This is a genomic window from Sphingomonas telluris (assembly GCF_022568775.1).
Lineage (GTDB): Bacteria > Pseudomonadota > Alphaproteobacteria > Sphingomonadales > Sphingomonadaceae > Sphingomicrobium > Sphingomicrobium telluris.
Map to the genome: position 1 here is coordinate 1643414 of NZ_JAKZHW010000001.1, position 25848 is coordinate 1669261.

Genomic DNA, 25848 nt, shown 5'->3' on the forward strand with positions numbered 1-25848 from the left:
GTACGAAGGTCACGCGCTATTCCTCGCGTTTGGGATCCCTTATGTCAAGGCAATCCACCGCCCAGCTTGACCCTTTGGGCGGCGTTGCCCATCGCGGGCCGATGGACGTCCCCGCCGACCTGATGGCCTTTGCCGAAGAGCTCGCGGCCGCAGCGCGTGGGGAAACGCTCCATCGCTGGACCGCGACGGTCGCGGCCGACGACAAGGGCAACGACGCCTACGATCCGGTGACCGACGCCGACCGCGAGGCGGAGCGGGTCATGCGCGACCTCATCCGGAGCCGCTATCCCGACCATGGCGTGACCGGGGAGGAATGGCCAGATCAGCCAGCGAACGGTCCCTTCGGCTGGTCGCTGGATCCCGTGGATGGGACTCGGTCCTTCATCTGCCGCCTTCCAAATTGGGTGACCCTCGCGGGGCTATTGCACGACGGGCGGCCTGTTCTTGGACTGATCGACGCACCGTGCCTGGACGAACTCGTCGTCGGTCACGGCGCAGAGGCATGGCTGATCTCCGGCGGAGGGCGAACGCCTATCCGCACGAGCGGCTGCATAGACCTCACCGACGCGCGACTGTCGACGACGGACCCCTTCCTCTTCGACGGCGGGTCGGCGGAAGCCTTCGACACGGTTCGCCGGGCCGTCCGCGTCACGCGATACGGGCACGACGGCTACGCCTACGCACGGCTTGCGGCCGGCTCGATCGATCTCGTTGTCGAGAGCGACCTCAAGCCGCACGATTACAACGCGCTGATCCCGGTCGTTCGCGGCGCCGGCGGGGTCATCGGTGACTGGCGCGGCGGCGGCGATTTCGCGCGCGGCAAGGTCATCGCGGCGGCAAGCCGTGAGCTCTACGAAGTCGCCGTCCGGTCCTTCGAAGCCTTCGCGTGACGCGCCCTCAATAAGGCGACAACGTCGTCCCAACTGAAGCCGCGCGCCTCCATCAGGACGGCGACGTGGTAGAGCAGGTCGGCGACCTCCTCGACGCAGCCCTTAGCGTCGCGCCCGACGCCGGCGAGGGCCACTTCCACGCCTTCCTCGCCGATCTTCTTGCCGATGCGCTCCGGCCCCTCGTCGAGGAGCTTCCGCGTGTAGCTGCTTGCGTCGCCCAAAGCTGCCCGCTCGCTGATGATGTCGGACAGTTCCGACAGCCAGCCTGGCCCCGTCGGTTCGGCGCCGAAACAGCTTTGCGTGCCGAGATGGCAAGTCGGTCCCTCCGGATCGGCCAGCACCAGCAAAGAATCGTCGTCGCAATCGGCGAAGACCCCGTGCACCTTGAGACGGTTGCCGCTCGTCTCCCCCTTTTGCCACAGCCTCTCTTTGGAGCGGCTGTAGAAGGTCGCAAGGCCCGTTCCGAGCGTACCCGCCAGCGCTTCGGAGTTCATATAGCCGAGCATCAGCACTTGGCCGGTCCGGCGGTCCTGGACCAGTGCAGGCAGCAGCCCGTCCATCTTCTCCCAGTCGAGGGAGGCGACGTCGGCCTCGGTCAGCGGCGCACTTCGATCCCGCATGTCGCGAGGAACTCCTTCAGCTCGGGGATGGCGATCAGCCGGTCGTGGAAGACGGTCGCGGCGAGCGCGCCGCTGGCGCCAGCATCGAATGCCTCACGGAAATGTTCGGGCGCACCCGCGCCGCCCGATGCGATCACCGGCACGGTGACGGCGTCGACTACCTCTTTCGTGTGCGCGATGTCGTAGCCAGTCCGGACGCCGTCGTTGCGCATGCAGTTGAGCACGATCTCGCCAGCGCCGCGGTCGACCGCCTCGCGCAGCCAGTCGAGCGTGCGACGCCCGGTGTCGCGGCTGCGGTCCGGGCGGCCAGTATATTGCTGGACGAAGTAATCGCCATCGCGCGAGTAGGTGTCGACGCCGATCACGACACACTGGCTCCCGAAGGCGCTGGCGAGTTCGTCGATTAGCTCGGGCCGCTCCAGCGCGGGCGAATTGATTGACACCTTGTCCGCGCCCGCGGCGAGCCACGCGGAAGCCTCGTCACGGCTGCGCAAACCGCCCGCGACGGCGAAGGGAATGTCGATCACCGCCGCGATGCGGTGAACCCACTCGCTCGACAGCGAGCGGCCCTCCGCACTCGCGCTGATGTCGTAGAAGACGAGCTCGTCCGCGCCTTCCTCACGGTAGCGCAGCGCCTGCTCGACAATGTCGCCGGCGTCGCGGTGGTCGCGGAACTTTACGCCTTTGACTACGCGGCCGTCCTTCACGTCGAGGCAGGGGATGATCCTACGCGCGGGCAAGGCCGAGAGCCTCCTCGAGCGCGATGCGGCCTTCCCACAGCGCCTTGCCGATGATCGCGCCGTCGGTGTTGAGCCGCTCCAGGTCGCTCAGCGACGAAACCCCGCCTGACGCTTGCACCGCCAGCTGCGGCAAACGCCGTCCAATCTCTTCGTACAGGTCGACGTTCGGGCCCTGGAGCATGCCGTCCCGGCCGATGTCGGTCACGAGGAGGTGCCGCACATCCGGGTAGAGTGCGGCGACGTCCCAGAGGCTCTGACCGGTGTCCTCGGTCCAGCCTGCGACGGCCACAAGCGGCGTTCCTTTGACAAGGCGTACGTCAAGCGAAAGCACGATGCGATTGGCGCTAAAGTCGTCGATCCAGGCACGAACCACGTCCGGACGCTTCACCGCAAGGCTCCCGACCACGATCCGGGAGACACCAGCGTCGAACATGCGCGCAAGCTGGTCGCGCTCGCGGTAGCCACCGGCAACCTGCAGCCTCAGCGGCGCGGAGCGCGCGAGCTCCGCAATGACGTCGTGTTGCACCGGCTGCCCGGCCTTCGCTCCATCAAGATCGACGACGTGCGCCCACTCGGCACCGGCGGCGGCAAAGCTCCGCAACGCCTCTAGCGGCTCGGTCGGATACGCGGTGACCTCGTCGAAGCGCCCCTGCTGAAGGCGCACTGCGCGGCCACCGATCAGGTCCATCGCGGGATAGATGATCATGCGACGAACGCCTGAAGAAACCGCGATCCGACGACCCCGGAGCGCTCGGGGTGAAACTGCGCGCCGAGCCAATTGCCCTGCCGGACCACGGCCGGAATCCTGGTCCCGTAATCAGCGGTGGCGACTGTCGCCGGACCGTCCTCGCACGCATAGCCATGAGCGAAATAGACGTAGTCCCCGCTGTCGACTCCCAAGTCCGGATCGGTCACCTTGACCTTGCTCCAACCCATGTGCGGCACGGGCATGCCCGGTGCGGGCCGAAGCTGCCGGACCCTGCCGGGGATGATGCCGAGGCATTCGGTCTCGGCTTCCGCGCTGCGGTCGAACAGCAATTGCATGCCGAGGCATATCCCGAGCGCAGGCTGTTCCAGCGAGCGCAAGCAATCGCGAAGGCCGCGTTCCGCAAGCCGCTCCATCGCATGACCCGCCGCACCTACGCCGGGAAGAACCACGCGGTCGGCGCCCGCGATCTCCCCGGCGTCAGCGGTGACCATCGGCGACACGCCGAGCCTCTCGAAGGCCAGCTGGATCGAACCGATGTTTCCGTACGCCAGATCGACGATGGCCAGTTTCACAACACGCCCTTGGTGCTGGGCAGCGCATCGCCCTCACGGCGAATGGCGTCGCGCAGCGCACGGCCGAACGCCTTGAAGCAGGCTTCGGTCTTGTGGTGGTCGTTCTCGCCGTCGACCTTGACGTGGATCGCGGCGCCCATGCTGTCCGCAAGCGAGCGGAAGACGTGGCGCGTCATCTGCGTCGGATAATCGCCGATGCTTGGCTGGGCGAACTCGCCCTCGAAGCGGCAATAAGGGCGTCCTGACAGGTCGATGAGGACCTGGGCCTCCGCTTCGTCCATCGGCAAAGTGAAGCCGAAGCGACGGATGCCGCGCTTGTCCCCGAGCGCTTGGGAGAGCGCCGTTCCGAGGGCGATGGCGCAATCCTCGATGCTGTGGTGGGCATCGATTTCCGTGTCGCCGTCGCAATCGAGGACGAGGCTGAATCCGCCATGGGCGGCGACCTGGTCCAGCATGTGATCGTAGAACGGAACGCCCGTGTCGATCTTGCGCGGAGCGGCGCGGTCGAGGTCCACCGCGACGGCGATTTCCGTTTCCTTGGTGTCGCGAACGACTTCCGCACGGCGCGATGCGGAGGCCTCCAGGTTCACGCCGAATGCGCTGAGGAGCGCATCATTCTCCGCATCCGCACCGATGGTGATGCGAACGCCGCCTGGCGCAGCATTAGGGCGAAAGCGGACGCGGATACCGAGCGCGCGAAGCCTCGCCGCCAGCGCCGGGGCGTCGTCGACTTCCAGGAAGAGGAAGTTGCCGCCACTGCCATGCACCCGGCGCACGATGGGCGAGCTTTGGAGCGCCTCCGCAAGCCGGTCGCGATCGGCTTTCAGCCGCTCGATGCGCTCCTCATGAACCGAACGACGCGAGGGTGAGAGCGCCGCCATGGCGGCGTCCACGGAGAGGCTGGGCATCGGATAGGGCGGCAGGGCGCGGGCTGCGATTTCGATGAGGCCGGGCTCGCCGATTGCGCAGCCCACGCGCGCACCCGCCAGGCCAAAGGCCTTCGACAGGGTCTTCAGGACGACGAGATTGGGCCGACGAGTGGCCTCTGTCGCGAGACTCGGCGTGGTCGAGAAGTCGAGATAGGCCTCGTCCGCGACGATGATCGTGTTTGGAAGCGCGTCGGCGATTTTCAGGATCGCGGCGGGATCGACCTCGTTCCCGGTCGGGTTGTTCGGCGTGCAGATGAAGGCGAGCCTGAGGTTCTGCTCCTCTCCCACCGCGGCCAGAAAGGCATCGGCATCGAAGTCGAAGCCGTTCGTCAGCTTCGCCTCGACCAGGCGCGCGCCCTGAAGCCGGACGAAGTGCGCATAGGCAGAGAAACTCGGCGTGCAGATGGCGACGGCGTCCGTGCCCGGCCGGCAGTAGGAGCGGATGAGTATGTCGATCGCGTCGTCGGCACCGCGCGTGATGACGAGATTTGCGGGTTGGACGCCGTAGAGCGCAGCCAGCGCTGCCTTCAGCTTCGACGGCTGCGGCTCGGGATAGCGGTTGACGCTGGCCGCGAGCGGTCCCTCGACGAGCGGCGGAAAGGGGTTCTCGTTCGCGTCGAGACGGATGGCGTTCGGATTCGCCAGCGCATTGTTGGCCGCGATGTCGAACGGCTCGAGAGCGAGCACTTCGGGACGGGCGAGGCGTTCGGCGAGCGAAGTCATGCCGCCACCTGCAGCCGCGCGTCGGCGGCCCGTGCATGGGCTTCCAGCGCTTCCATGCGCGCCAGCACGGCGGCAGGGCGCGCAATCTTGCTCGCGGCGTCCGCAGTCACGGTCTGGACGCTCATCGCCTTGAGGAACGTGTAGACGGAGACGCCTCCCCAAGCGCGCGCCGCGCCGTCTGTCGGAAGGACGTGGCTCGAGCCGGCGAGATAGTCGCCGAAGGTCTCGGCGGCGAAGGGACCTGCGAAGACTGCTCCGGCATTGCGAATGCCGGCGATGAGGGCTGCGCTAGGCTCGACGGCGAGCGACAGGTGTTCGGGCGCGTAGGCGTTGGCGACTTCCACGGCTTGGTCGAGGTCAGCCACTTCGATGATCCGGGATCGCTTGAGCGAAGCCTCGGTGATGTCACGGCGAGGCAACGAACGCGCTCGGTCCTCGACGATCGTTGAAACCGTGTCGGCCAGCGCCGACGAGCAGCTGACCAGCAAGACCTGAGCGCTGGCATCATGCTCGGCCTGACTCAGCAGATCGGCGGCTACGAGTTGGGCGTCCGAGCTGTCGTCCGCGATCACCAATAGTTCACTTGGTCCGGCAGGCATGTCGATTGCCGGGCCGCCGACCTCACCCGAGACGAGGCGCTTGGCCTCGGCGACCCAGGCGTTGCCGGGACCGCAGATCTTGTCGATCTTCTTGATACCGCCCGCACCGTAGGCCAGCGCAGCAATCGCCTGCGCGCCGCCGACCGTCCAGATCCGCCGAATGCCCGACAAATCCGCCGCGAGGGCGATTAGGTCATCGAGCCCGCCCTCCGGTCGTGGCGGGGTGACCGCCACGATCTCGCGAACGCCGGCGGCGCGCGCAGGAATTGCGAGCATCAGGAGCGATGAGAAGAGCGGAGTCCTTCCGCCCGGAATATAGAGACCGACGCGATCGATCGCCCGCCAGGTCTTCGTCACCGTCAATCCGGGAACCGTCTCCAGTGAGAAATCTTTCGGGAGGCTTGCCTCGTGGAAACCGCGGATGCGCTCGGCCGCGAATTCCATGGCCTCGACTTGTTCGGGGGAGAGACGCTGGCGGGCGGCTTCCGCGAGCGGAGCGACTTCGACTTCGCGGGGCTCCTCGCCGTCCAGCTCGAAGGCAATCTCGGCGAGGCCCGCCCAGCTGCGCGTGCGCACTTCCTCCACGATTGAGCGGACCTTCGCCTGCAGCTGCTCGTCAACGCGCTGCAACGGCCGCGCAAGCGCTTCGCTACGCCCGTCCGCGTCCAGGTCCTTCCAGACGAGCCGCTTCACAGCATCATCTTTTCGATCGGCACGACGAGAATGGCTGAGGCCCCTGCGCCCTTCAGCTTCTGGAGCGTCTCCCAGAAGACCGATTCCTGGCACACCGCGTGCACCGCAAAGTGACCGGGCCGGCCATGCAGCGGCAGGATCGTCGGCGCCTCCGCCCCGGGCAGAAGCGAGGTGATGCGCTCCAGCGCCTCCTCGCTCGCGTTGAGCATGATGTATTTGGATTCCTTGGTCGCCAGCACGCCGTCGATGCGGCTCAGGAGCTGACCGGCAATCGCCTCGCGCTCCTCGTCGAGCGGCTTGCGCGTGCGGATCAGCACCGCCTGGCTGTTCAGGACAGTCTCGACCGGGCGGAGGCCATTGGCCTCCAGGGTCGCGCCGGTCGACACGAGGTCGCAAATATAAGGCGCGATCTCTAGGCGGGGAGCCAGCTCCACGGCGCCTTTCATCTGCACCACCTCGGCGTCGACCTTCCGCTCGTCGAGGAAGCGGCGAAGGAGGCGCGGATAGGAGGTCGCGATGCGCTGGCCCGAGAGCGATTGGACGCCCTCGTACGGAAGGCGCTCCGGCGCGGCGATGCGCAGGCTGCACTGCCCGAACCCGAGTTCCGCCAGCACGTCGAACCCCCGCTCGTTGGAGCCAAGGGCGAATTCCTCGAGCACGTTCTGGCCGACGATGCCGAGCTCGCAGGCGCCGTCGCTGACGAAGGTCGGGATGTCGTCGTCGCGCACGAACATCAGGTCCGCGGGGAAGTTCGCCGCCCTCGCGCTGAGGCTGTTCTTCCCGGCTTCGATGCGCAGGCCCGACTCCCGGAGCAGGTCGCGGCTGAGGTCGGACAGGCGGCCCGATCTCTGGAGCGCGATGTGGAGACGGCTGCGATCAACGAGCATTGGACTTGCCCAAAGCATCGATGGCGCTGCGATAGCCCTGATGCGGCTCCTGCCGCAGGAAACGCCCGACCCGCACGATCGTCGTCGTGCTGACGCCGGTCCCATCGTGGATATCCCGATAGGAAAGGTCGGTGCCGTCGAGCAGGCGCGCGACGTGCCAGCGTTCCGCCAGCGCGCGAAGCTCCGACGGCGTGCACAGGTCCCGCAGCAGCCGTCCCATCTCTTCGCGAGTCCGCGGCGTCAGCAGCGCATCGCACAGCTGATCCGTCAGCTTCTCCACGTCCTTGGTGGGCGCCAATGCTGTCGTCGTTACGGCCATTTTGTTCCAACGTGTTAATATAGTGGAACGCTGATAGCGCACGAAACGGAGGAGTCAACCACGACCCCGCTGCGTCAGCGATGGGTGGCGCGGCTAGCTGTTGCGGTCGCAGAGGAAACGGACCGCGTACCGGTATCCTTCGACCCCGAGCCCGGAGATGACGCCCACGGCCGCAGAGGTGGTCAGCGTCTCCGCCCGCCAGGATTCGGCACGCGCGTGAATATTGCTGATGTGCACCTCGACGACCGGTGCGGTGCAGGCTTTCAGAGCATCGAGGACGGGCACAGAGTAGGAGCAGCCCGCCGGATTGATGACGATGCCTGCGGATTTGCGGGCAGCCTGGATCTGCCCGATCAGTTCCGCCTCGCTGTTGGTCTGGCTGAAGGTCAGCCCGATGCCCGCGCCTTCGGCGGCTTCGCGGCAGAGGGCCTCGACGTCGGCGAGCGTCGCCGTGCCGTAGATCTCCGGCTCCCGCTCGCCGAGCAGGTTCAGGTTCGGGCCGTTCAGAACGTGAATCGCTTGCCCGCCTTTGTTCTCCGCCACTCTCGCCCTCGTTTCCGTCGAATTGGATCCCGAACAGTGTCGGGTATCCGATTCCACTTGGCAATCCATGCTGCGGTGCAGCGATTCGCTTGCATCCCAAACGCAAGCATGCGTTTGGCGTTCGGATGGACCATTTCCAGCTGCGAAACGGCGAGCTCTACTGCGAAGACGTGCCGCTCGCAGAGATCGCGGAAGCCGTCGAAACGCCGGCCTATATCTATTCCACGGCCACGCTCGTCCGCCACGTGGAAGTGCTCCAATCGGCGCTCCATGGGATACCGAATCCGCTGATCGCCTATGCGGTGAAGGCCAATCCCAACGCAGCAGTGCTGGCGACTCTCGCGCAGCTCGGGCTGGGCGCGGATGTCGTCTCCGGAGGAGAGATACAGCGGTCGCTCGCGGCGGGTATCCCTGCCGAGAAGATCGTGTTTTCCGGCGTCGGCAAGACGGAAGCGGAGATGCGGTACGCGCTCGAGGTCGGCGTCTTCCAGTTCAATCTAGAATCGCTCGACGAGGCAGACACGCTCTCGAGCGTCGCGACGTCGACGGGCGTCCGTGCACCCGTCGCGTTCCGCGTGAACCCGGACGTCGCCGCCGACACGCACGCGAAGATCACGACCGGCGTTGCGGAGAGCAAGTTCGGAATCGCCATCGACGATGCGCCGGCCGCCTACGCTCACGCCTCGGCCCTGCCCGGCCTGTCGATCCAGGGCGTCGCGGTGCACATCGGCAGCCAGCTCACAAACCTTGCGCCGCTCGAACAGGCGTTCACCAAGGTCGGCGAGCTGATCGCCAAGCTGCGTTCCGAAGGCCGCGACATCCGCGTGGCCGATCTCGGCGGCGGTCTGGGCGTTCCGTATAATCCCGATCTGCCGCACCCGCCGTCGCCGGAAGACTATGGAGAGATGGTCCGCCGCATCACGCGCGATTGGGACGTACGGCTGCTGTTCGAGCCCGGCCGGCTCATCGTGGGCAATGCCGGCGTCCTCCTGTCGCGGGTGGTCCGCGTGAAGCCCGGCGCCGCGCATCCGTTCGTCATCGTGGACGCGGCCATGAACGATCTCATGCGGCCGGCGCTTTACGACGCGTGGCACAAGATCGACGCCGTGCGCCCGACCGGCGAACAATGGACCGCGAACGTGGTCGGGCCCGTCTGCGAGACCGGCGATACGTTCGCCACCGCCCGGAAGATGGACCGCACATCAGCCGGCGATCTCGTCGCCTTCAAGACGGCAGGCGCCTACGCCGCGGCCATGTCGAGCACCTACAACTCCCGGCCGCTGACGCCAGAGGTGCTCGTCGACGGGTCAAGCTGGGCGATCATCCGCCCGCGGGTCGGCATTGAATCCCTCATCGCTGCGGACCGCATTCCCGACTGGTTGAAAGCCACAGCGTAGAGAGGAACCCAGACGAAGATCATCGCCTTGTAACAATCGGCGTTAGATTTGCGTTGGATTTTTCCAGGTCCGCGTTTCGATTAGTTGTTTGTCGAAACTGATAGGCCATCCGTCGAACGAAGGGACCTAACCCTGCTTGCAACTCAGGTTAAATCTGCCCAGAGCCCCGCGTCCGCATGACTCGAAAAGACAATCAGGCGCGCAGCCGCGCACGCCAGGGGAATTCTTTCGTGCCGCCGAAGGCCGGAAGCATCGTCGCAATCGCCGCCGCACTCATGCTGGCGAGCTGCGGCAGCAGTGACGAAAAGGCAGGCGGCGCAGGGGGCCGGGGTCCCCAGGGACCGATCAAGGTCGGCTATGTCGTCATTCAGCCGGGCAGCGCTCCGCTTCAGCAGACGCTCCCCGCGCGCGTATCCGCCTTCCAGGTCTCGGAAGTCCGCCCTCAGGTTTCCGGCGTCATCCTTCGCAGGCTGTTCCGCGAAGGTTCGGTCGTGAAGCAAGGGCAGACGCTCTATCAGATCGACCCGAGCCTCTATCAGGCTTCGGCGGCTCAGGCCGCTGCGAACGTCCAGGCCGCGCGCGCTACCGCCGAAGCAGCCCGAACCCGCGCTTCCCGCTACAAGCCCCTCGCCGAGATGGAAGCGGTGTCGAAGCAGGATTACACCGACGCGCTTGCGCAGGCGCGCCAGGCCGAGGCCACCGTCGCCCAGAATCGCGCGGCGCAGCGCACCGCTGAGATCAACCTCAAGTACACCCGGGTTCCGGCGCCGATCTCGGGCCGCATCGGCCTGTCGAACTTCACGGAAGGCGCGCTCGTCACCGCCAACCAGGCCGAGCCGCTGACGACCATTACCCGGCTCGATCCGGTCTTCGTCGACATCCAGGAGTCCGCCGCAGACCTCATCGCGCTACGCGAAGCGCTGGCTCGCGCCGGCGTCGAGCCGCGCACCGCACAGGTCCGTCTCAAGCTGCCCGGCGGATCCGATTACGGCTACACCGGATCAGTCGAATTCAGCCAGGTGATCGTCGACCAGGGCACCGGAAGCGTCACCATTCGCGCGCGCTTTCCCAACCCGCAGTCGATCCTTCTCCCCGGCATGTTCGTGACCGCCGAGTTCGCGCAGGCGGTGGACGTTTCGGCTTTCCTAGTACCGCAGTCCGCCGTGTCCCGCGATCCGAAGGGCAATGCCACGGTATGGGTCGTTGGTCCGGGCAATCGCGCCGTGCAGCGCACCGTGGTCGCCGAGCGCACGACCGGAGAATATTGGGTCGTCACCCAGGGGCTGGCGGCGGGCGAAAAGGTCATCACGCAGGGCATCGCGAACCTCAAGGACGGTGCGCCGATCAAGCCCGTGCCCGCCACCGCACCACAGAAGCTGCAGGCTCCGCCGGCCGGCGCGAACAGCAATCCGGCAGCGCGGCGGCCGTAACCCTTTATGTCGCGCATCTTCATCGAGCGCCCAATCTTCGCTTGGGTGATCGCGATCATCATCATGCTGATGGGGATTGGGGCGATCACGGCCCTGCCCGTCGCTCAATATCCGGATGTCGCACCGACCCAGATCAACGTCCGAGCCACCTACCCCGGCGCATCGGCCGCGACCCTCGAATCCAGCGTCACGCAGGTGCTCGAGCGGCAGCTGACGGGCATCGACGGCCTGCTCTACTTCCAGTCGTCATCGACCGCGCGCGGACAGGTGAACATCTCCGCGACGTTCCAGAAGGGCATCGACCCGGACATCGCGCAGGTTCAGGTCCAGAATAAGATCCAGCAGGCTATCTCGCGGCTGCCGCAGCAGGTGCAGCAGCAGGGCGTCACGGTCACCAAGGGTGCGCCCGACCTGCTGCTGATCGTCGGCATCTATGACGAGACCGACAAGAGCACGAACTTCGACGTTTCCGACTGGCTGACGACGAACATGCAGGACGAGCTGTCGCGCGTCCCCGGCGTCGGCGACGTCAACGTGTTCGGATCGTCCTACGCGATGCGCATCTGGCTCGACCCGCAGAAGCTGGCGAGTTTCCACTTGATGCCCGGCGACGTAATCACGGCCATTCAGAACCAGAACACGGAAGTCGCGGCGGGCGAGATCGGCGGATTGCCGCAGCCCGAGGGCCAGATGATCAATGCGACGGTGACGGCGCAGTCGCGCTTGCAGACGCCCGAGCAATTCCGCGAAATCATCGTGAAGTCGGACCCCTCCGGCGCGCGCGTTCGACTTGCCGATATCGGGCGGGTCGAGCTTGGCGCGGAGAACTATTCCGCGCTGATCCGCGCGAACGGCCACCCGGGCGCCGGTATCGGCATCAGCCTGGAGCCCGGAGCCAATGCGCTGCGCACCGCGGAGCTGGTGAAGGCCAAGGTCGAGCAGCTCGCGCCGCGCATGCCCGAAGGCTTCCACTACGCGTACGCGAACGACACGACCAACTTCATCAAGCTGTCGGTGAAGGAAGTGGTGAAGACCTTGTTCGAGGCGATCATCCTGGTGGTGATCGTGATGTTCGTCTTCCTGCAGAGCTGGCGGGCAACCCTGATCCCGTTCATCGCGGTGCCGGTGGTCCTGCTCGGCACGTTCGCGATCCTCTACGTGCTCGGATTCTCGATCAACACGATGACACTGTTCGGGCTGGTTCTGGCGACCGGCCTTCTCGTCGACGACGCCATCGTAGTCGTCGAGAATGTCGAGCGGCTCATGCACGAGAATCCGGACATGTCGCCGCGTGAAGCGACGATCGAGTCCATGAACCAGATTCAGATGGCGCTGGTCGCCATCGCGCTGGTGCTGTCCGCAGTGTTCCTGCCAATGGTCTTCTTCGGCGGATCAACGGGCGTCATCTACCGCCAGTTCTCGGCGACCATCGTGTCCGCGATGGCGCTGTCCGTCTTCATCGCGCTCACGCTTAGCCCGGCGATCGCGGCGAACCTTCTGAAGCGCAATCACGCCACGGTGGAAGAGACATGGCTTGGACGGTCCGCGCCGCGCGTAGCGCATACGGTCGAGCGCGGACGCGTGAAGTTCAACGAGGGGTTCGACCGACTAGTCCACTGGTACGTCGGGACCGTTCAACGGCTTGTCGACCGCAAGTGGATTGTCCTCGGCGTCTACGGCCTCGTCTGCATCATCCTCGCTTTGCTGTTCGTGAGGCTTCCGACGGGCTTCCTGCCGACAGAAGACCAAGGCGCGGCGCTCGTCCAGTTTCGTCTTCCGGCAGGCGCGACCATGACACGCACCCGCGAGGTGCAGCTGGCCGTCGAGGATTACTTTCTGCGCGGGCCCGAAAGGAAGAATGTGAAGACCTACTTCACTGTAGCCGGCGGCGGCCAGGGCGCGGCGGGGCAGAACAGCGGCCAAGCCTTCATCAATCTCGCCGATTGGGACGAGCGTTCGGGCAAGGAAAATTCGGCCGACGGCATCGTGCAGCGGGCGTCGGGAGCCTTCCGCAACCTCCGCGACGCGCAGGTCTTCGCGCTCGTGCCCGGCGCGATCCGCGGCCTCGGCCAGTCGACCGGCTTCACCATGGAGCTGCTGAACACCGGCGGCATGGGCGAGGAAGAGTTCCAGGCGGCACGAGACCAGCTTCTCGCGCAGGCCGCGACGGACAACACGCTGACCTCGGTTCGCCAGAGCGAATTGCCGGACGTCGCGAGCCTGAAGGTGGACTTCGACCAGGAGAGGCTGTCCGCGCTCGGCCTCAATTCCGCGGACGTGAACAGCACGCTGTCGACGGCGTGGGGCGGTAGGTACGTCAACGACTTCATCGATCGCGGGCGCGTGAAGCGAGTCTATGTGCAGGGCGACGCGGCTTATCGCGCGGCTCCCGGCGACATCGACCAATGGTTCGTGCGGAACAACACGGGCGGAATGGTGCCGTTCTCGGCCTTCTCGCAGACCTCGTGGATGACGACACCCACCAGCGCGTCGCGCTTCCTTGGCTACCCGTCGTACGAGATCCAGGGCCAGGGCGCTCCGGGCGTGAGCTCGGGACAGGCGATGGAGCGGATCGAGGAAATCGCAGCGAAGATCCCCGGAATCGACGTCGCCTGGGCCGGCCAGTCGTACCAGGAGCGGCTCTCGTCGGGTCAGGCGCCGATCCTCTACGGCGTCGCGCTGCTCGTCGTCTTCCTCTGCCTCGCCGCTCTGTACGAGAGCTGGTCGATTCCGGTCGCCGTGCTGCTCGTCATTCCGCTCGGCCTCGTCGGGTCCATCTTCGCAGTCACGCTGCGGGGCATGGAGAATGACGTCTACCTGCAGGTGGGACTCATCACGACCATGGGCCTGTCCGCGAAGAACGCCATCCTGATGGTCGAGTTCGCCGAGCGTGCCGAGCGCGAGGGCAAGCGCGTCATCGACGCGGCGATCGAAGCGGCGCGTATCCGGCTGCGGCCGATCCTGATGACCAGCTTCGCCTTCATCTTCGGCGTGCTTCCGCTGGCGCTGGCGACCGGCGCCGGCGCGAACAGCCGCGCAGCTATCGGCACCGCAGTTGTCGGCGGCATGCTGACCGCGACTATCCTCGCCGTCTTTTACATTCCCTTCTTCTTCGTACTGGTTCGCCGGAGCGTTCGAGACGGCCTGATCACCGTGCGCGAGCGGATGCGGAAGCGGCGGGGGGCCCAGGCATGAAGCACGTGACTGCTCTCGTCGCACTGCTCGCGACGTCCTGTGCGTCGATGGAGCCGGCATATGTTCGTCCGAATCCGTCGATCCCGGCAAGCTGGCCGGCGGGCGACCCGTATTTGCGGCAATCCGAAGCGACGCTCCCCGCCGTCACCTACCAGCAGATATTCCGCGACGCCCGGCTGCAATCGCTGATCGAGCAGGCTCTGGCGAACAATCGCGACCTGCGCATCGCCGCTGCGAACATCGCCGCGGCGCAAGAGCAGGTCCGTATTCAGCGGGCGCAGCAATTCCCGCAGGTCGACGGCGGCGCGGGCGCGACCGTTACCGGATCGCGGTCGGAGGGCGGCGGCTCGAACATCAACGCCAACTATAATCTGGGCCTGTCAGTCCCGCGCTGGGAAGTCGACTTGTTCGGACGGCTCCGTTCGCTGACCAGCGTCGAGTTCAGCCGCTATCTCGCGACCGAAGCCGGTGCCCGCGCGACGCGCCTGACGCTCGTCGCGAACGTCGCGGATGCGTGGCTCAACTATGCTGCGGACGCCAGCCTGCTGCTTATCTCGCAGCAGACGGTCGCGAGCGCTCAGAAGAGCGTGCGGCTGACGCGTGCGCGGCTGGAAGGCGGCGTCGCGCCGCGGACCGACCTGCGCCAAGCCGAGCAGATTCTCAGCGCCGCCCAAGCCGACGTCGCACAACAGCGAACGGCGCTCGCGCAGGACGTGAACCTGCTGCAGCTGCTCGTCGGCGCGCCGTTCGATCCGAAGCTTCTACCGGCCTCGATCGACCAGGCCGCGCCGACCATTGCCGAGCTTCCGGCCGGCATCGATTCCTACGTACTGTTGCGGCGGCCCGACGTGGTCGAAGCGGAGTACCAGCTGCGCGCCGCCAATGCGCAGATCGGCGCCGCGCGTGCGGCGCTCTTCCCGCGCATCACGCTAACGGGATTGCTCGGCCTTGCGAGCACCGCGCTCGGCAGCCTGTTCAGCGGCGGAGCTTTCGGCTTCAGCGCAGGCGCCGACGCGACACAGACGATCTTTGATGCCGGCGCTCGCCGAGCGACGGTTCGCCAGACGGAGGCTCAGCGCGAGGCCGCGGTCGCCACTTATCAGCGCACGGTTCAAACGGCCTTTCGGGAAGTCGCCGACGCGCTCGCCCGCCGCGGCACCATGATGGACGAGATCGCCGCACGGCAGCGGCAGCAGGCGGCCTCAGGCGACAACTACATGCTGTCGGAAGCGCGCTATCGAAACGGCGTCGACACCTTCCTCAGCGTGCTCGATTCCCAGCGGTCCTACTACGCGGCGCAGCAGTTGCACGTACTCGCCCAGCGGACAGCCGCGTCGAACCTCGTAGATTTGTATCAAACGCTCGGCGGAGATTCACTTTACCCCGTGGAGACGCCGACGACCGGAGCGCCGACGCCTCAGCGCTAGGATCAGTGCTGCATCTGCAGGTTCGTCATCTCCGGACCCGGCATCATGTTCGCGTTCATATGCGACATGATCCAGATGGTCCCGACCATCACCAGGAAGACGATGAGCACGCCGAAGGCGAGCGCCAGCACGTTGTTCGTGTTGTCCGGGCCGCTGGTGATGTGAAGGAAGAAGACGAGGTGCACGCCCATCTGCGCGATGGCCAGCACGACGAGCCCGACCGCGACGCCCGGACCCCACAACACGCCCGTCGAAGCGACCCAAAAGGACACGCCGGTCAGGATCAGCGCCAGCGCAAGGCCGATGACGTAGGCGAGCGTCTCGCTGAGAATGTTGCTGTGCGGCTGCCCCGGGGCGACGTCGAGCAGATGGTCTTCTTGCGGTTCGGTCATGGAAGCGTCCCGATCAGGTAGACGATCGTGAAAATGGCGACCCAGATGATGTCGAGCGCGTGCCAGAAGATGCTGAGGCAGAGCAGCCGGCGGACGATGTGCTCCTTGAAGCCCTTGGCCCAGATCTGAGCCATCATCGTGCCGATCCACAGCAGGCCGGCCGTGACGTGCGCGCCGTGGCATCCGACGAGGGTGAAGAAGGACGACAGGAACGCGCTGCGCTGCGGCGGCGCCCCTTCGCCAATCATGTGAGCGAACTCGTAGAACTCGATGAACAGGAAGACGGCGCCGAGCAGGCCGGTCACGAGCAGCCAGATCTGCGTCAAGTTCATGTTCTTGCGCTTCGCCGCGATCATCGCGAGACCACAGGTGAAGCTCGACAGGAGCAGCGCCAGGGTCTCGATGGCAACCAGAGTGCGGTCGAACAGCTGGTTGGTCGTCGGTCCGCCGTCGGTCGCATTCACCAGCGAAGCGTAGGTGGCGAACAGGGCCGAGAAGAGGACCATGTCCGAAAGGACGAAAAGCCAGAAGCCGTACGGGACGACGATGCTCTTCGATTCCGGACCACGATGGCCGAGACCCGTGTCTTCCGATCCGCTGTGCGTCAGTCCGATTGTTGCTGCTTCGGTTGTCATGTGGACTGGCTCAGACTGTGAAGATGTTCCATGCGGATGCGGCGGCGCTCGCGAGCGTTCGTCCGGACTTCGTCGACCGGGACGATATGCTCATGCTCGTCCTGCCAGGCGTACCAGACGAAGACCGCGAAGGCCCCAATGAGTCCGAGGATGGCCAGCCACCAGATGTGCCAGATGACCGCGAACCCGCAGACGGACGCGAAGAAGGCGCAGATCACTCCGACGGGCGTGCTCACGGGCATTTCGATCGGCTGATAGTCCGGCTCCTTAATGAGCTGGTCCATCTTGATGGCCGTCTGCTTGCGCGTCCAATAGGCCTCCTCGCCATGGACGTCGGGCAGCACCGCAAAATTGTAGTGCGGCGGCGGCGATAGGGTCAGCCACTCGAGCGTGCGTCCGTCCCACGGATCGCCGGTGACATCCAAGCGCTGCTCGCGCGTCTTGATCGAATAGAGCAGCTGCACGACGGTCAGGACGATGCCCGCGCCGATGATCACCGCTCCGAAGAGCTCGAGGTGGAGCCAGGGCGCCCAGCTGGGGTCCGGGATGTGCTGCATGCGCCGCGTTGCGCCGTAGAAGCCGAGCAGGTAGCTGGGCATGAAAGCCAGGTGGAAGCCGATGAACCAGCACCAGAAGACGGCCTTCCCGAGCCGCTCGTCGAGCGTGAAACCAAAGGCCTTCGGGAACCAGTATGTGTAGCCCGCCATCAACGCGAAAACGACGCCGCCAATGATGACCTGATGGAAGTGGGCAACCAGGAACAGGCTGTTGTGCACGACGAAATCGACGGGCGGGATCGCCAGCAGGACGCCCGTCAATCCGCCGACGACAAAGGTCAGCATGAAGCCGATCAGGTAATGCATCGGCACGGTGAAACGCACGCGGCCGCCGTACATCGTGAACAGCCAGTTATAGATCTTCACGCCGGTCGGAATGCCGATGACCATGCTGGCGATGCCGAAGATCGCGTTGATGTTCGCGCCCGCCCCCATCGTGAAGAAGTGGTGCAGCCAGACCATGAACGAGATGATGCAGATCGCGAGCGTAGCGAAGACCATCGACCGATAGCCGAAGAGCGGCTTGCCCGAGAAGGTCGCTGCGACTTCCGAGTAAATCCCGAATGCCGGCAGGGCAAGGATGTAGACCTCCGGATGCCCCCAGACCCAGATCAGGTTCATGTAGAGCATCGAGTTGCCGCCGCCGTCGTTCGTGAAGAAGTGGAAGTCGAGGTAGCGGTCGAGCATCAGCAGGCCGAGGGTGACGGTCAGCACCGGGAAGGCAGCGAGGATCAGCAGATTGGACGCAAGCGACGTCCAGCAGAATACGGGCATCCGGAAATAGCTCATTCCGGGTGCACGGATCTTGAGGATCGTGGTGACGAAATTCACGGATGTTAAGACCGTCCCGACGCCGGATATCTGAAGCGCCACAAGATAGTAGTCGACCCCGACACCAGGAGAGAATTCCTTCTCGCTGAGGGGTGGGAACGCCAGCCAGCCCGTCCGGGCGAACTCGCCGATGAAAAGGCTGAGATTGATGAGCAGCGCGCCCGAGGCGGTCAGCCAAAAACTGACGTTGTTCATCGTCGGAAACGCGACGTCACGGACGCCGAGCTGAAGCGGGACGACGAAGTTCATGAATCCGATCACGAACGGCATCGCCACGAAGAAGATCATGATCGTGCCGTGGGCGGAGAAGATCTGGTTGTAGTGCTCCGGCGTCAGATAGCCCTGCGACGCTCCGATCGCCATCGACTGCTGGAGGCGCATCATGATGGCGTCGGCGAAACCGCGAACCAGCATCAGAAGCGCGAGCACGATGTACATGATGCCGATGCGCTTGTGGTCGGTGGAGGTGATGTATTCGTCGCGCAGGTACGGCCACCAGCCGTTGCGCCATACCCAGACGGCAATTGCCGCAACCGCTGCGAGTACCACCGCCGACGTAATGAGCGGAATCGGCTCGTGGAACGGGATCGCGTCCCAGGTCAGCTTGCCGAAAATGACACTCATCCCGCGGGACTTTCAGCTTGTGGGTTGTGCGGCAGCTGCTGGGTCGGCGCCTTCCCGGCCACGATCGCGTCGAACAGGCCCGGCGCGACGGCGCCGTAGGTTGTCGGCTTTACGTAGCTGCTTGGCTTTGAGAGTTCGGCATAGGTCTTGCCGTCGAGGGCGGCACCCTGGCCGCGAGCGCCTTGGGCCCACATTGCGAACTGGTCAGGCGGCAGCACCTCCGCCTTGAACCGCATCCCGGGGAAGCCGTCGCCGCTGAAATGCGCGGACTGGCCAACATAAGCGCCGGGCCGATCCGCCTGCAGGTTCAGGCGGGTCGTCATCCGCGGCATGGTGTAGATCATCGTTCCGAATTGCGGGACGAAGAAGACGTTCCACACCGTCGCGGACGTCAGCCGGTAATTGACCGGCGTACCCTGCGGAACGACGAGCTGGTTGACGGTCGCAATGCCCTGGTCGGGGTAAATGAACAGCCATTTCCAGTCGAGCGAGACCACCTCGACGTTGACCGGCGGCTTCTGCGATACGAGCGGCTTGCTGGGCTCGAGGTCGTGACTCCCGATCCAGGTGATGCCGCCGAGCAGCATGATCGTCAGCGCGGGGATCGACCAGACGACAAGCTCCACCGCACCCGAATATTCCCAGTCCGGGCGATATTCGGCCTTGGGGTTGCCGCGCCGGAACCACCAGGCGAAGGCGACGGTCGCGATCATCGTGGGGATGATGATCGCCAACATAATCGCAGTGGAATTGATGAGGATGGTCTTCTCGGCGGCGCCGACCGGACCGACGGGGTCGAGGATGCCGCGATCGCACCCGGCGAGGAGCGGAAGCAGTCCGACAAGAAGCGTCGCACGAACCGGATTCACCGGCCGCAACCGGCTGCGCATACCTTCGTCATGACACTCGGGTGAGTTCACGAGCCCCCGCCGACATGATTGGGTCAAAGCCCAGACGAACGCACAAAGGACGAGTTCCCATAGGACTCGGCATTCCTGCGGGCAATAAGGCAAAGCTGTCCCGGGTGTATCGTGATTTCCCCCTAGCCATTGCAGCCGCGCGGAGGTCGGCTAGGGTCGAAATCGCCCTATGAAAAAGACCATCCTTCTCCTCGCCGCTGGCCTCGCCGCGCTCGCTTCACCCGCACAGGCACAGGCGCGAGCGGAGTGTGACACGGTTACCGAATTTCTCCGGACCGGAGTCGAAGTCCGCAACTGCCCGATGAGCCTGCGGGTCACGGCCGTTACGGACTCGATCCTGCGCGTCCGCGTGGCGCCGGATGGCAAGTTTCCGGAAGACGCGAGCTGGGTCGTCCCGCAGGCGCTTCGCTCGAGCAGCAAGGCCGCGGTCAAGCCCATGGACGGCGGCTTCGAAACCGCGGCCTTGTCGGTGACCGTCAACCCGCTGACGCTGCAGGTGACCGTCAAGGACCGCCAGGGTCAGGTCATTGTCGCCGACACGGAAGAGCCCGTCATCGTCGCGGGCACGAGGTTTGCGATCCGGAAGCTGATGCCGGCCAGCGAGCATTATTACGGCCTCGGCGACAAGACCGGCCCGTTCGACCGTCGCGGCGCCAGCTACATCAACTGGAATACCGATGCGTACGGCTTCGATCGCGGCACCGACCCGATCTACAAGTCGATTCCCTTCTACATCGCGACCGGCGGTCCCGCGGGAGCGTACGGACTCTTCCTCGACAACACATGGCGCAGCGGGTTCGACTTCGGCCATCGGGTCGAGGGAACGCTCATGGTTGGCGCCGACGCGGGGCCGATCGACTATTACATCATTGCCGGCCCAAGCGTGGCGGACGTCGTTCGGCGCTACACGGACCTGACTGGGAAGGCCCCTCTGCCGCCGCGCTGGGCCATGGGTTTTCAACAGTCGCGCTACAGCTACATGAGCGAGACGGAGGTGCGCGAAATCGCCGGTCGCCTCCGCTCCGATCGGATTCCAGCGGACGTCATCTGGCTGGACATCGACTTCCAGGACCGCAACCGGCCGTTCACGACCAATCCGCAGACCTTCCCGGACCTGAAGGGGCTGGCCAAGGAAGTCGGACAGCAGGGCTTCAAGCTGGTCACGATCACCGACCTGCACATCGCCCATGCCCCCAACCAGGGCTACGCGCCCTACGACAGCGGCGTCGCGAGCGACCAGTTCCTCAAGAACGCGGACGGAAGCACCTACGTCGCGCCGGTATGGCCCGGGCCGTCGGTCTTCCCCGACTTCACCCGCAAGACCAGCCGCGATTGGTGGGGCTCGCTCTACAAAACATTCGTCGACGACGGCATCGCAGGCTTCTGGAACGACATGAACGAGCCGGCGATCTTCGAAACGCCGACCAAGACGATGCCGCTCGACACCGTCCACCGGATCGAGGGCGACGGATTCGCCTCACGCACCGCGACCCATGCCGAGATCCACAACGTGTATGGAATGGAGAACGGCCGGGCGACTTACGAGGGTCTCCTGAAGCTCCGCCCAAACGTCCGGCCCTTCGTTATGACGCGCGCAAGCTTTGCCGGCGGACAACGTTTCGCAGTGACCTGGACTGGCGACAACAACTCGACCTGGGACCATTTGAAGCTGGCGGTGCAGCAGATGCTGAACCTCGGCCTGTCGGGCTTCGCCTGGTCGGGTGCGGACATCCCCGGGTTCACTGGCGGAGCGAGCCCGGAGCTCGCCACCCGCTGGTATGAGATCGCGGCGTTCACGCCGGTCTATCGCAGCCACGCCGCCAAGAACACGCCACGCGGTGAGCCATGGGTCGACGGCCCTGAGCATCTCGCGATCCGTAAGCGCTTCATCGAGGAGCGCTACCGGCTGCTCCCCTATTTCTACGCTCTCGCCGAGCAGTCCTCGCGCACCGGCGATCCCGTGATGCGGCCGGTCTTCTACGATTATCCGGCGCTGGCGAAGGCGCCGTGCGATCCGGCCATGGCCTTCACGGTTGGCCGTGACCTTCTCGTCGCTCCATCGCCCAAGCCGGAATCCACGCATCCCTACGACGTCTGCATGCCGGGCGCAGCCTGGTTCGATTACTGGTCCGGGCTTCCAGTGAATGCGGCGCAGAAGGAAGGCCCCTCCTTCGAAGTCGTCACGGAAACGCCGCGCCTCGATCGCCTGCCCGTCTTCGTCCGCGCCGGCGCCATCGTGCCGCGCCAGCCGCTGGTCCAGAGCACGGCGGAGACGCCGAACGGACCGCTTGATCTGCACGTCTATCCGGGCCAGGATTGCCAGGGCACGATCTACTGGGACGACGGCGTCAGCGTTCGCGGGCCGAGCCTTCGTCAGACCGTTCGCTGCACCTTGGGCAAGGACGGGATCATGCTGCACTTCGACAAGCGCGAAGGCACGTACAAGCCGTGGTGGAAGCAAATCGCGGTCACGGTTCACGGCTGGAGCGGCCCTGCTCGCGTTCGCGGGCTGAGTGACGTCCAGACGGACGCCCAGGCGCGCACCGTTCGCTTCGTTCTCCCCGACCAGAAGCGTCCGGCCGACTACGTGCTCAGCCGCTTCTGATGGAGGCCCGCCGTCCGTCCCGGCCGCGCCTGTTGCTGTTCGCCTTCGGGGACTTCGCATTCAATCTCTACTGGCAGAGCATCATGCTCTTCCTGCTGTTCTACTACACGGACGCGCTGGAGCTGCCGATCGGAGTCGCGTCGACGACCTACCTGATTGCGTCCGTTTGGGACGGGATCGCGAGCTTCGTCGTCGGAATCCTGGTCGACCGGCGGCATGCCACGTTGCGCTATGGCGCGATCCTGATCGCCGGCGCCATCCCGCTCGGCCTCTGCTTCATGCTCACCTACATGCCGCCTCTGACGACCGGCAGCTGGGCGATCGCGAGCATCCTCGGCGCGCATCTGCTGTTCCGCACCGCCTACGCCGCCGTGAACGTCCCCTATCTGGCCATGACCGCGCGGATCAGCGCCGACACGGACGACCGGGCCTTTGTTGCGGGAACGCGCATGCTCTTCGGAACTGCCGCGGCGGTGACGGTGGCGCTGGCGACCGTCCCGGTCGGACGTTGGCTGACAGGCTCTACCGCGTCGGAGGCCTATTTCGGCGCGGCCGTACTCTTTGCCGTCGTCGGCACGATCATCCTGATGTTCGTCGGAGCGACCTACCGCGAAGCCACGACCATCGAGCGTCCGCTGCCGGGGAGCGTTCGCGCGGCGCTCGTCAGCCTCGCCCGCAACCGCGCGTTTGTGACGCTGAGCGCTGCGATGATGGCGATGATCGTGGCCATCACCGTGCTCAACAAGTCGGTCCTCTATTACTTCAAATATCTGCTGAACGATCCCGAGGCCGGGCAGCTTGCGCTGGCGTCCATGGGCATCGTCAGCGGCATTGCGATCCCGCTTTGGATGGTGTTCGGGCGGGTCATCGGGCTGCGCGCCCTGTGGCTGATCGCCGCCGGACTGGGCATGGCTACGCTGCTCGTCTTCGCGGCGATCGACGTGCACGAGTCCGGCCTGATGCAGATCTTCCTGATCATGATGCAGGTCATGATCGTCGGGCTGAACTTCGTTTTCTGGGCGATGCTTCCGAACACGGTCGAATATGGCGAGCGTGAAACCGGCCTCCACGTTGAAGGCACGGTGTTCGGCGTCGCAGCGCTGCTGCAGCGGATTGCCATCGGGATTGCGACCGCAATCCTCGGCTGGGGTTTCGCCGGGGCAGGCTATGTCGCGAACGTGCAGCAGAGCGCGGGGACGCTGAGCGGCATGCGCGCGACGATCGTTATCGTTCCGCTAATCTTCCTCGCACTGTCCTGCGTGGCGATGCTCGCCAATCCGCTCGGCCGCGCACCGCACGGCCGAGCCGATCCGGAGCCCGCTTAAGCCGCCAGGTCGAACGATCCGCCCACGCCGGGAGCTTCCGCCGACGGCGCGATCCACACGTCGAACCTGCCCGGCTCGACGATCGGCTTGTTCTGCAGGCCGTAGAAGCTGAGATCCGAGGGACGAAGCACGAAGCGGACGACTTCCGACTGGCCCGGCTCGAGCTTGATCTTGCGGAATGCCTTCATCTCGCGAACGGGGCGCGTGACGCTCGCGACGCGATCATGCGTGTAGAGCTGAACCACCTCTTCCGCGGCGCGCGTACCGCGATTGGTGATGCGCGCACTGACGGCGATCTCGCCGCTGCCGGAGAGCGTCGGCGCGCTCAGCGCGAACTCGCTGTACTCGATCTTGCCGTAGGTGAGGCCGTGGCCGAACGGATAGAGCGCGGTGTTCGTGATGCCGCGGAAGTGCGCCTTGTACTCGTCGAGCTTGGGGTCCGGGTTGGGACGGCCCGTCGGCTTGTGCGCGTAATAGTAAGGCTGTTGACCAGCGAGACGCGGGAAACTGAGCGGCAGGCGGCCAGACGGGCTGTACGCTCCGAACAGGACGTCCGCGATCGAGTTGCCCGTTTCCGTTCCCAGGAACCAGGTGACGAGGATCGCCGGCGCATTCGCGACAGCGCCGTCGAGCGCGAGTCCGCGGCCGTTCTTGAGAACCACGACGATCGGCTTGCCGGTCTTCGCGATGGCCTCCGCAAGCTCCTGCTGCGGCTTCGGCACCGTGATGTCGGCGCGCGACTGCGCCTCGCCCGACATGTTCTGCGCTTCGCCGATCGCAAGCACGACAATGTCCGCTTGCTGCGCAGCCGCAACGGCCTGCTCGATGCCGCCCGGGATCACCGTTTCGACGCCCGAACCCTCTGCGATGATGATGCTGTTCTTGTCGGACACAGCGGCGCGAACGCCAGTGGCGAGATCGACGGAATTGTCGTCGGAACCGTAGACGACCCAGGGACCGACGAGGTCGTGCTGTCCGGACGCGAACGGACCGATCAGCGCGATCTTCTTGCCCGACTTCGGCAGCGGCAGGAGATCGCCGTCGTTCTTGAGGAGGACGATCGACTTGCGACCGGATTCGCGCGCGATCGCACGGTTGCGTGGCAGAAGTGAACGCGCCTGCTCACGCTTCTCGTCAATGCGGCCAAAGGGATTGTCGAACAGGCCGAGCATGGCCTTCATCGCCAACACGCGGCGAACGGACGTGTTGAGGGTTTCCTCCGGCACTTCGCCGCTGCGGACGAGATCCGGGAGGTATTGGCGGTAGAGGCCGCTCTGCATGCTCATGTCGACGCCGGCGAGGAAGGCGAGCCTTGCGGCGTCGCGACCATCCTTGGCGTAGCCATGTTTGATCATCTCTTCGTCGCCCGTGTAGTCGGACACGACGAAGCCTTCGAAGCCCCACTCGCCCCGCAGCACGTCGGTCAGCAACCAGTGATTGCCGGTCGCTGGAACGCCGGAAATCTCATTGAACGAGGCCATCGCCGATAGAGCGCCCGCGTCGAACGCGTCCTTGTACGTCTTGAGGTAGACCTCGCGCAGCGTGCGTTCCGACATGTCGACGGTGTTGTAGTCGAGGCCGGATTCCGCTGCGCCGTAAGCCGCGAAATGCTTCACGCAGGCGAGGAAATGCTCGTTCGATCGGAGGTTCGGGCCCTGGAAGCCCTTCACCCGCGCAGCCGCGAACAGGCCGCCGAGCAGCGGGTCTTCGCCGCCGCCTTCGACGCCGCGGCCCCAGCGCTGGTCGCGCGCGACGTCGACCATCGGTGCGAAGTTCCAGTCGATGCCGGCACCGGCGGCTTCGAACGCCGCGACTTCGGCCGTGCGGCGGGCAAGGTCGGGCTCGAAGCTCGCCACTTCGGCGAGCGGCACCGGGAAGATGGTGCGGTGGCCGTGGATGATGTCCGCCGCGAAGATCAGCGGGATCTTCAGCCGTGATTCCTTGACGGCCGCATTCTGCATGATGCGTGCCATGCGAGCGCCGTTGCCGTTGAACACGCCGGTCAGCTGACCGCGGCGCGCCTCCTCGACCTGCTGCGGGAAGTTGCTGTTGCTCGGGGGATTGAGAGCCGCGGCCTTTCCGCCTCCCCAGGCCGACGCCATCAGGCTCAGCTGGCCCGCCTTCTCCTCCAGCGTCATGCGCGAAATCAGCGTGTCCACGAAGCCCGGGACTTCCAGCTTGCCTGCCGTCTGCAACAAGGCGCGAGCAGGACTCGCAAGCCAGGCCGCCACAGCGCCCGCACCCATGAGCGCGGCCCTGCGCGAAATGCGCGTATCGAGCATTTTC

21 protein-coding genes are annotated in these 25848 nt (G+C 65.4%); 7 read left to right on the forward strand and 14 right to left on the reverse strand.

Annotated elements, in window-relative coordinates:
- The first annotated feature begins 41 nt into the window (after window positions 1-41).
- Window positions 42-890, forward strand: coding sequence for an inositol monophosphatase family protein (locus LZ016_RS08315; RefSeq protein WP_241446920.1), 849 nt, complete (start codon window positions 42-44; stop codon window positions 888-890).
- Here LZ016_RS08315 and hisIE read toward each other — a convergent pair.
- The 9 genes from hisIE to LZ016_RS08360 form a co-directional block, all read right to left on the reverse strand.
- The gene (hisIE, locus tag LZ016_RS08320; protein ID WP_241446921.1) at window positions 851-1510 is read right to left on the reverse strand and encodes a bifunctional phosphoribosyl-AMP cyclohydrolase/phosphoribosyl-ATP diphosphatase HisIE; all 660 of its coding nucleotides are present in this window, start codon (window positions 1508-1510) and stop codon (window positions 851-853) included. The two genes, LZ016_RS08315 and hisIE, sit on opposite strands and share 40 nt — an antisense overlap.
- Entirely contained in the window at window positions 1486-2250 is a 765-nt protein-coding gene (gene hisF, locus LZ016_RS08325; protein ID WP_241446922.1) for an imidazole glycerol phosphate synthase subunit HisF, read from the reverse strand. The genes hisIE and hisF overlap by 25 nt, the downstream gene beginning before the upstream one ends.
- On the reverse strand, window positions 2237-2956 hold the full coding sequence (locus LZ016_RS08330; protein WP_241446923.1) for a 1-(5-phosphoribosyl)-5-[(5-phosphoribosylamino)methylideneamino]imidazole-4-carboxamide isomerase: 720 nt from the start codon (window positions 2954-2956) through the stop codon (window positions 2237-2239). Before LZ016_RS08330 ends, hisF begins: the two co-directional genes overlap by 14 nt.
- Entirely contained in the window at window positions 2953-3531 is a 579-nt protein-coding gene (gene hisH, locus LZ016_RS08335) for an imidazole glycerol phosphate synthase subunit HisH (protein WP_241446924.1), read from the reverse strand. The genes LZ016_RS08330 and hisH overlap by 4 nt, the downstream gene beginning before the upstream one ends.
- Window positions 3528-5183, reverse strand: coding sequence for a histidinol-phosphate transaminase (hisC, locus tag LZ016_RS08340; RefSeq protein WP_241446925.1), 1656 nt, complete (start codon window positions 5181-5183; stop codon window positions 3528-3530). The genes hisH and hisC overlap by 4 nt, the downstream gene beginning before the upstream one ends.
- Entirely contained in the window at window positions 5180-6475 is a 1296-nt protein-coding gene (hisD, locus tag LZ016_RS08345; protein ID WP_241446926.1) for a histidinol dehydrogenase, read from the reverse strand. The genes hisC and hisD overlap by 4 nt, the downstream gene beginning before the upstream one ends.
- Window positions 6472-7362 (reverse strand): ATP phosphoribosyltransferase, encoded by an 891-nt coding sequence (gene hisG, locus LZ016_RS08350; protein WP_241446927.1) that lies wholly within the window; start codon window positions 7360-7362, stop codon window positions 6472-6474. Before hisG ends, hisD begins: the two co-directional genes overlap by 4 nt.
- Window positions 7352-7681 carry a YerC/YecD family TrpR-related protein gene (locus LZ016_RS08355; RefSeq protein ID WP_241446928.1) on the reverse strand — a complete coding sequence of 110 codons (330 nt, stop codon included), beginning with the start codon at window positions 7679-7681 and terminating at the stop codon, window positions 7352-7354. The genes hisG and LZ016_RS08355 overlap by 11 nt, the downstream gene beginning before the upstream one ends.
- A 93-nt stretch (window positions 7682-7774) precedes the next feature.
- Window positions 7775-8224, reverse strand: coding sequence for a type II 3-dehydroquinate dehydratase (locus LZ016_RS08360; protein ID WP_241446929.1), 450 nt, complete (start codon window positions 8222-8224; stop codon window positions 7775-7777).
- A gap of 125 nt (window positions 8225-8349) precedes the next feature.
- Here LZ016_RS08360 and lysA point away from each other — a divergent pair, with 125 nt between their 5' ends.
- The 4 genes from lysA (at window position 8350) to LZ016_RS08380 (ending at window position 15673) form a co-directional block, all read left to right on the forward strand.
- The gene (gene lysA / locus LZ016_RS08365; protein WP_241446930.1) at window positions 8350-9621 is read left to right on the forward strand and encodes a diaminopimelate decarboxylase; all 1272 of its coding nucleotides are present in this window, start codon (window positions 8350-8352) and stop codon (window positions 9619-9621) included.
- Window positions 9622-9896: 275 nt separating this feature from the next.
- Window positions 9897-11051: an efflux RND transporter periplasmic adaptor subunit gene (locus LZ016_RS08370; protein WP_241447493.1), complete on the forward strand. Its 1155-nt coding sequence runs from the start codon at window positions 9897-9899 to the stop codon at window positions 11049-11051.
- A 6-nt stretch (window positions 11052-11057) separates the two neighbouring features.
- Window positions 11058-14246, forward strand: a complete 3189-nt coding sequence (locus LZ016_RS08375; RefSeq protein WP_241446931.1) for a multidrug efflux RND transporter permease subunit — start codon at window positions 11058-11060, stop codon at window positions 14244-14246.
- Window positions 14243-15673, forward strand: a complete 1431-nt coding sequence (locus tag LZ016_RS08380) for an efflux transporter outer membrane subunit (RefSeq protein WP_241446932.1) — start codon at window positions 14243-14245, stop codon at window positions 15671-15673. Before LZ016_RS08375 ends, LZ016_RS08380 begins: the two co-directional genes overlap by 4 nt.
- 2 nt (window positions 15674-15675) lie before the next feature.
- On the opposite strand, the gene cyoD is transcribed toward LZ016_RS08380, so the two are convergent.
- Genes cyoD through cyoA form a run of 4 tightly spaced genes read right to left on the reverse strand, consistent with a single transcriptional unit; the run spans window position 15676 to window position 19602 of the window.
- Entirely contained in the window at window positions 15676-16065 is a 390-nt protein-coding gene (gene cyoD, locus LZ016_RS08385; RefSeq protein WP_241446933.1) for a cytochrome o ubiquinol oxidase subunit IV, read from the reverse strand.
- A complete protein-coding gene (cyoC, locus tag LZ016_RS08390; RefSeq protein ID WP_241446934.1) occupies window positions 16062-16700 on the reverse strand; it encodes a cytochrome o ubiquinol oxidase subunit III in 639 nt (212 codons plus the stop codon). The genes cyoD and cyoC overlap by 4 nt, the downstream gene beginning before the upstream one ends.
- A complete protein-coding gene (locus LZ016_RS08395; RefSeq protein WP_241446935.1) occupies window positions 16697-18712 on the reverse strand; it encodes a cbb3-type cytochrome c oxidase subunit I in 2016 nt (671 codons plus the stop codon). The genes cyoC and LZ016_RS08395 overlap by 4 nt, the downstream gene beginning before the upstream one ends.
- Window positions 18709-19602 carry a ubiquinol oxidase subunit II gene (gene cyoA, locus LZ016_RS08400; protein WP_241446936.1) on the reverse strand — a complete coding sequence of 298 codons (894 nt, stop codon included), beginning with the start codon at window positions 19600-19602 and terminating at the stop codon, window positions 18709-18711. Before cyoA ends, LZ016_RS08395 begins: the two co-directional genes overlap by 4 nt.
- A gap of 199 nt (window positions 19603-19801) precedes the next feature.
- Between cyoA and LZ016_RS08405 the strand changes: the two genes are divergently transcribed.
- Complete coding sequence (locus tag LZ016_RS08405; protein ID WP_241446937.1) at window positions 19802-22237, forward strand: glycoside hydrolase family 31 protein; 2436 nt, start codon at window positions 19802-19804, stop codon at window positions 22235-22237.
- The gene (locus LZ016_RS08410) at window positions 22237-23562 is read left to right on the forward strand and encodes an MFS transporter (protein ID WP_241446938.1); all 1326 of its coding nucleotides are present in this window, start codon (window positions 22237-22239) and stop codon (window positions 23560-23562) included. Before LZ016_RS08405 ends, LZ016_RS08410 begins: the two co-directional genes overlap by 1 nt.
- Here the strand turns inward: LZ016_RS08410 and LZ016_RS08415 are convergent.
- Entirely contained in the window at window positions 23559-25844 is a 2286-nt protein-coding gene (locus LZ016_RS08415; RefSeq protein ID WP_241446939.1) for a glycoside hydrolase family 3 N-terminal domain-containing protein, read from the reverse strand. The genes LZ016_RS08410 and LZ016_RS08415 overlap by 4 nt on opposite strands.
- Between the last annotated feature and the right edge of the window lie 4 nt (window positions 25845-25848).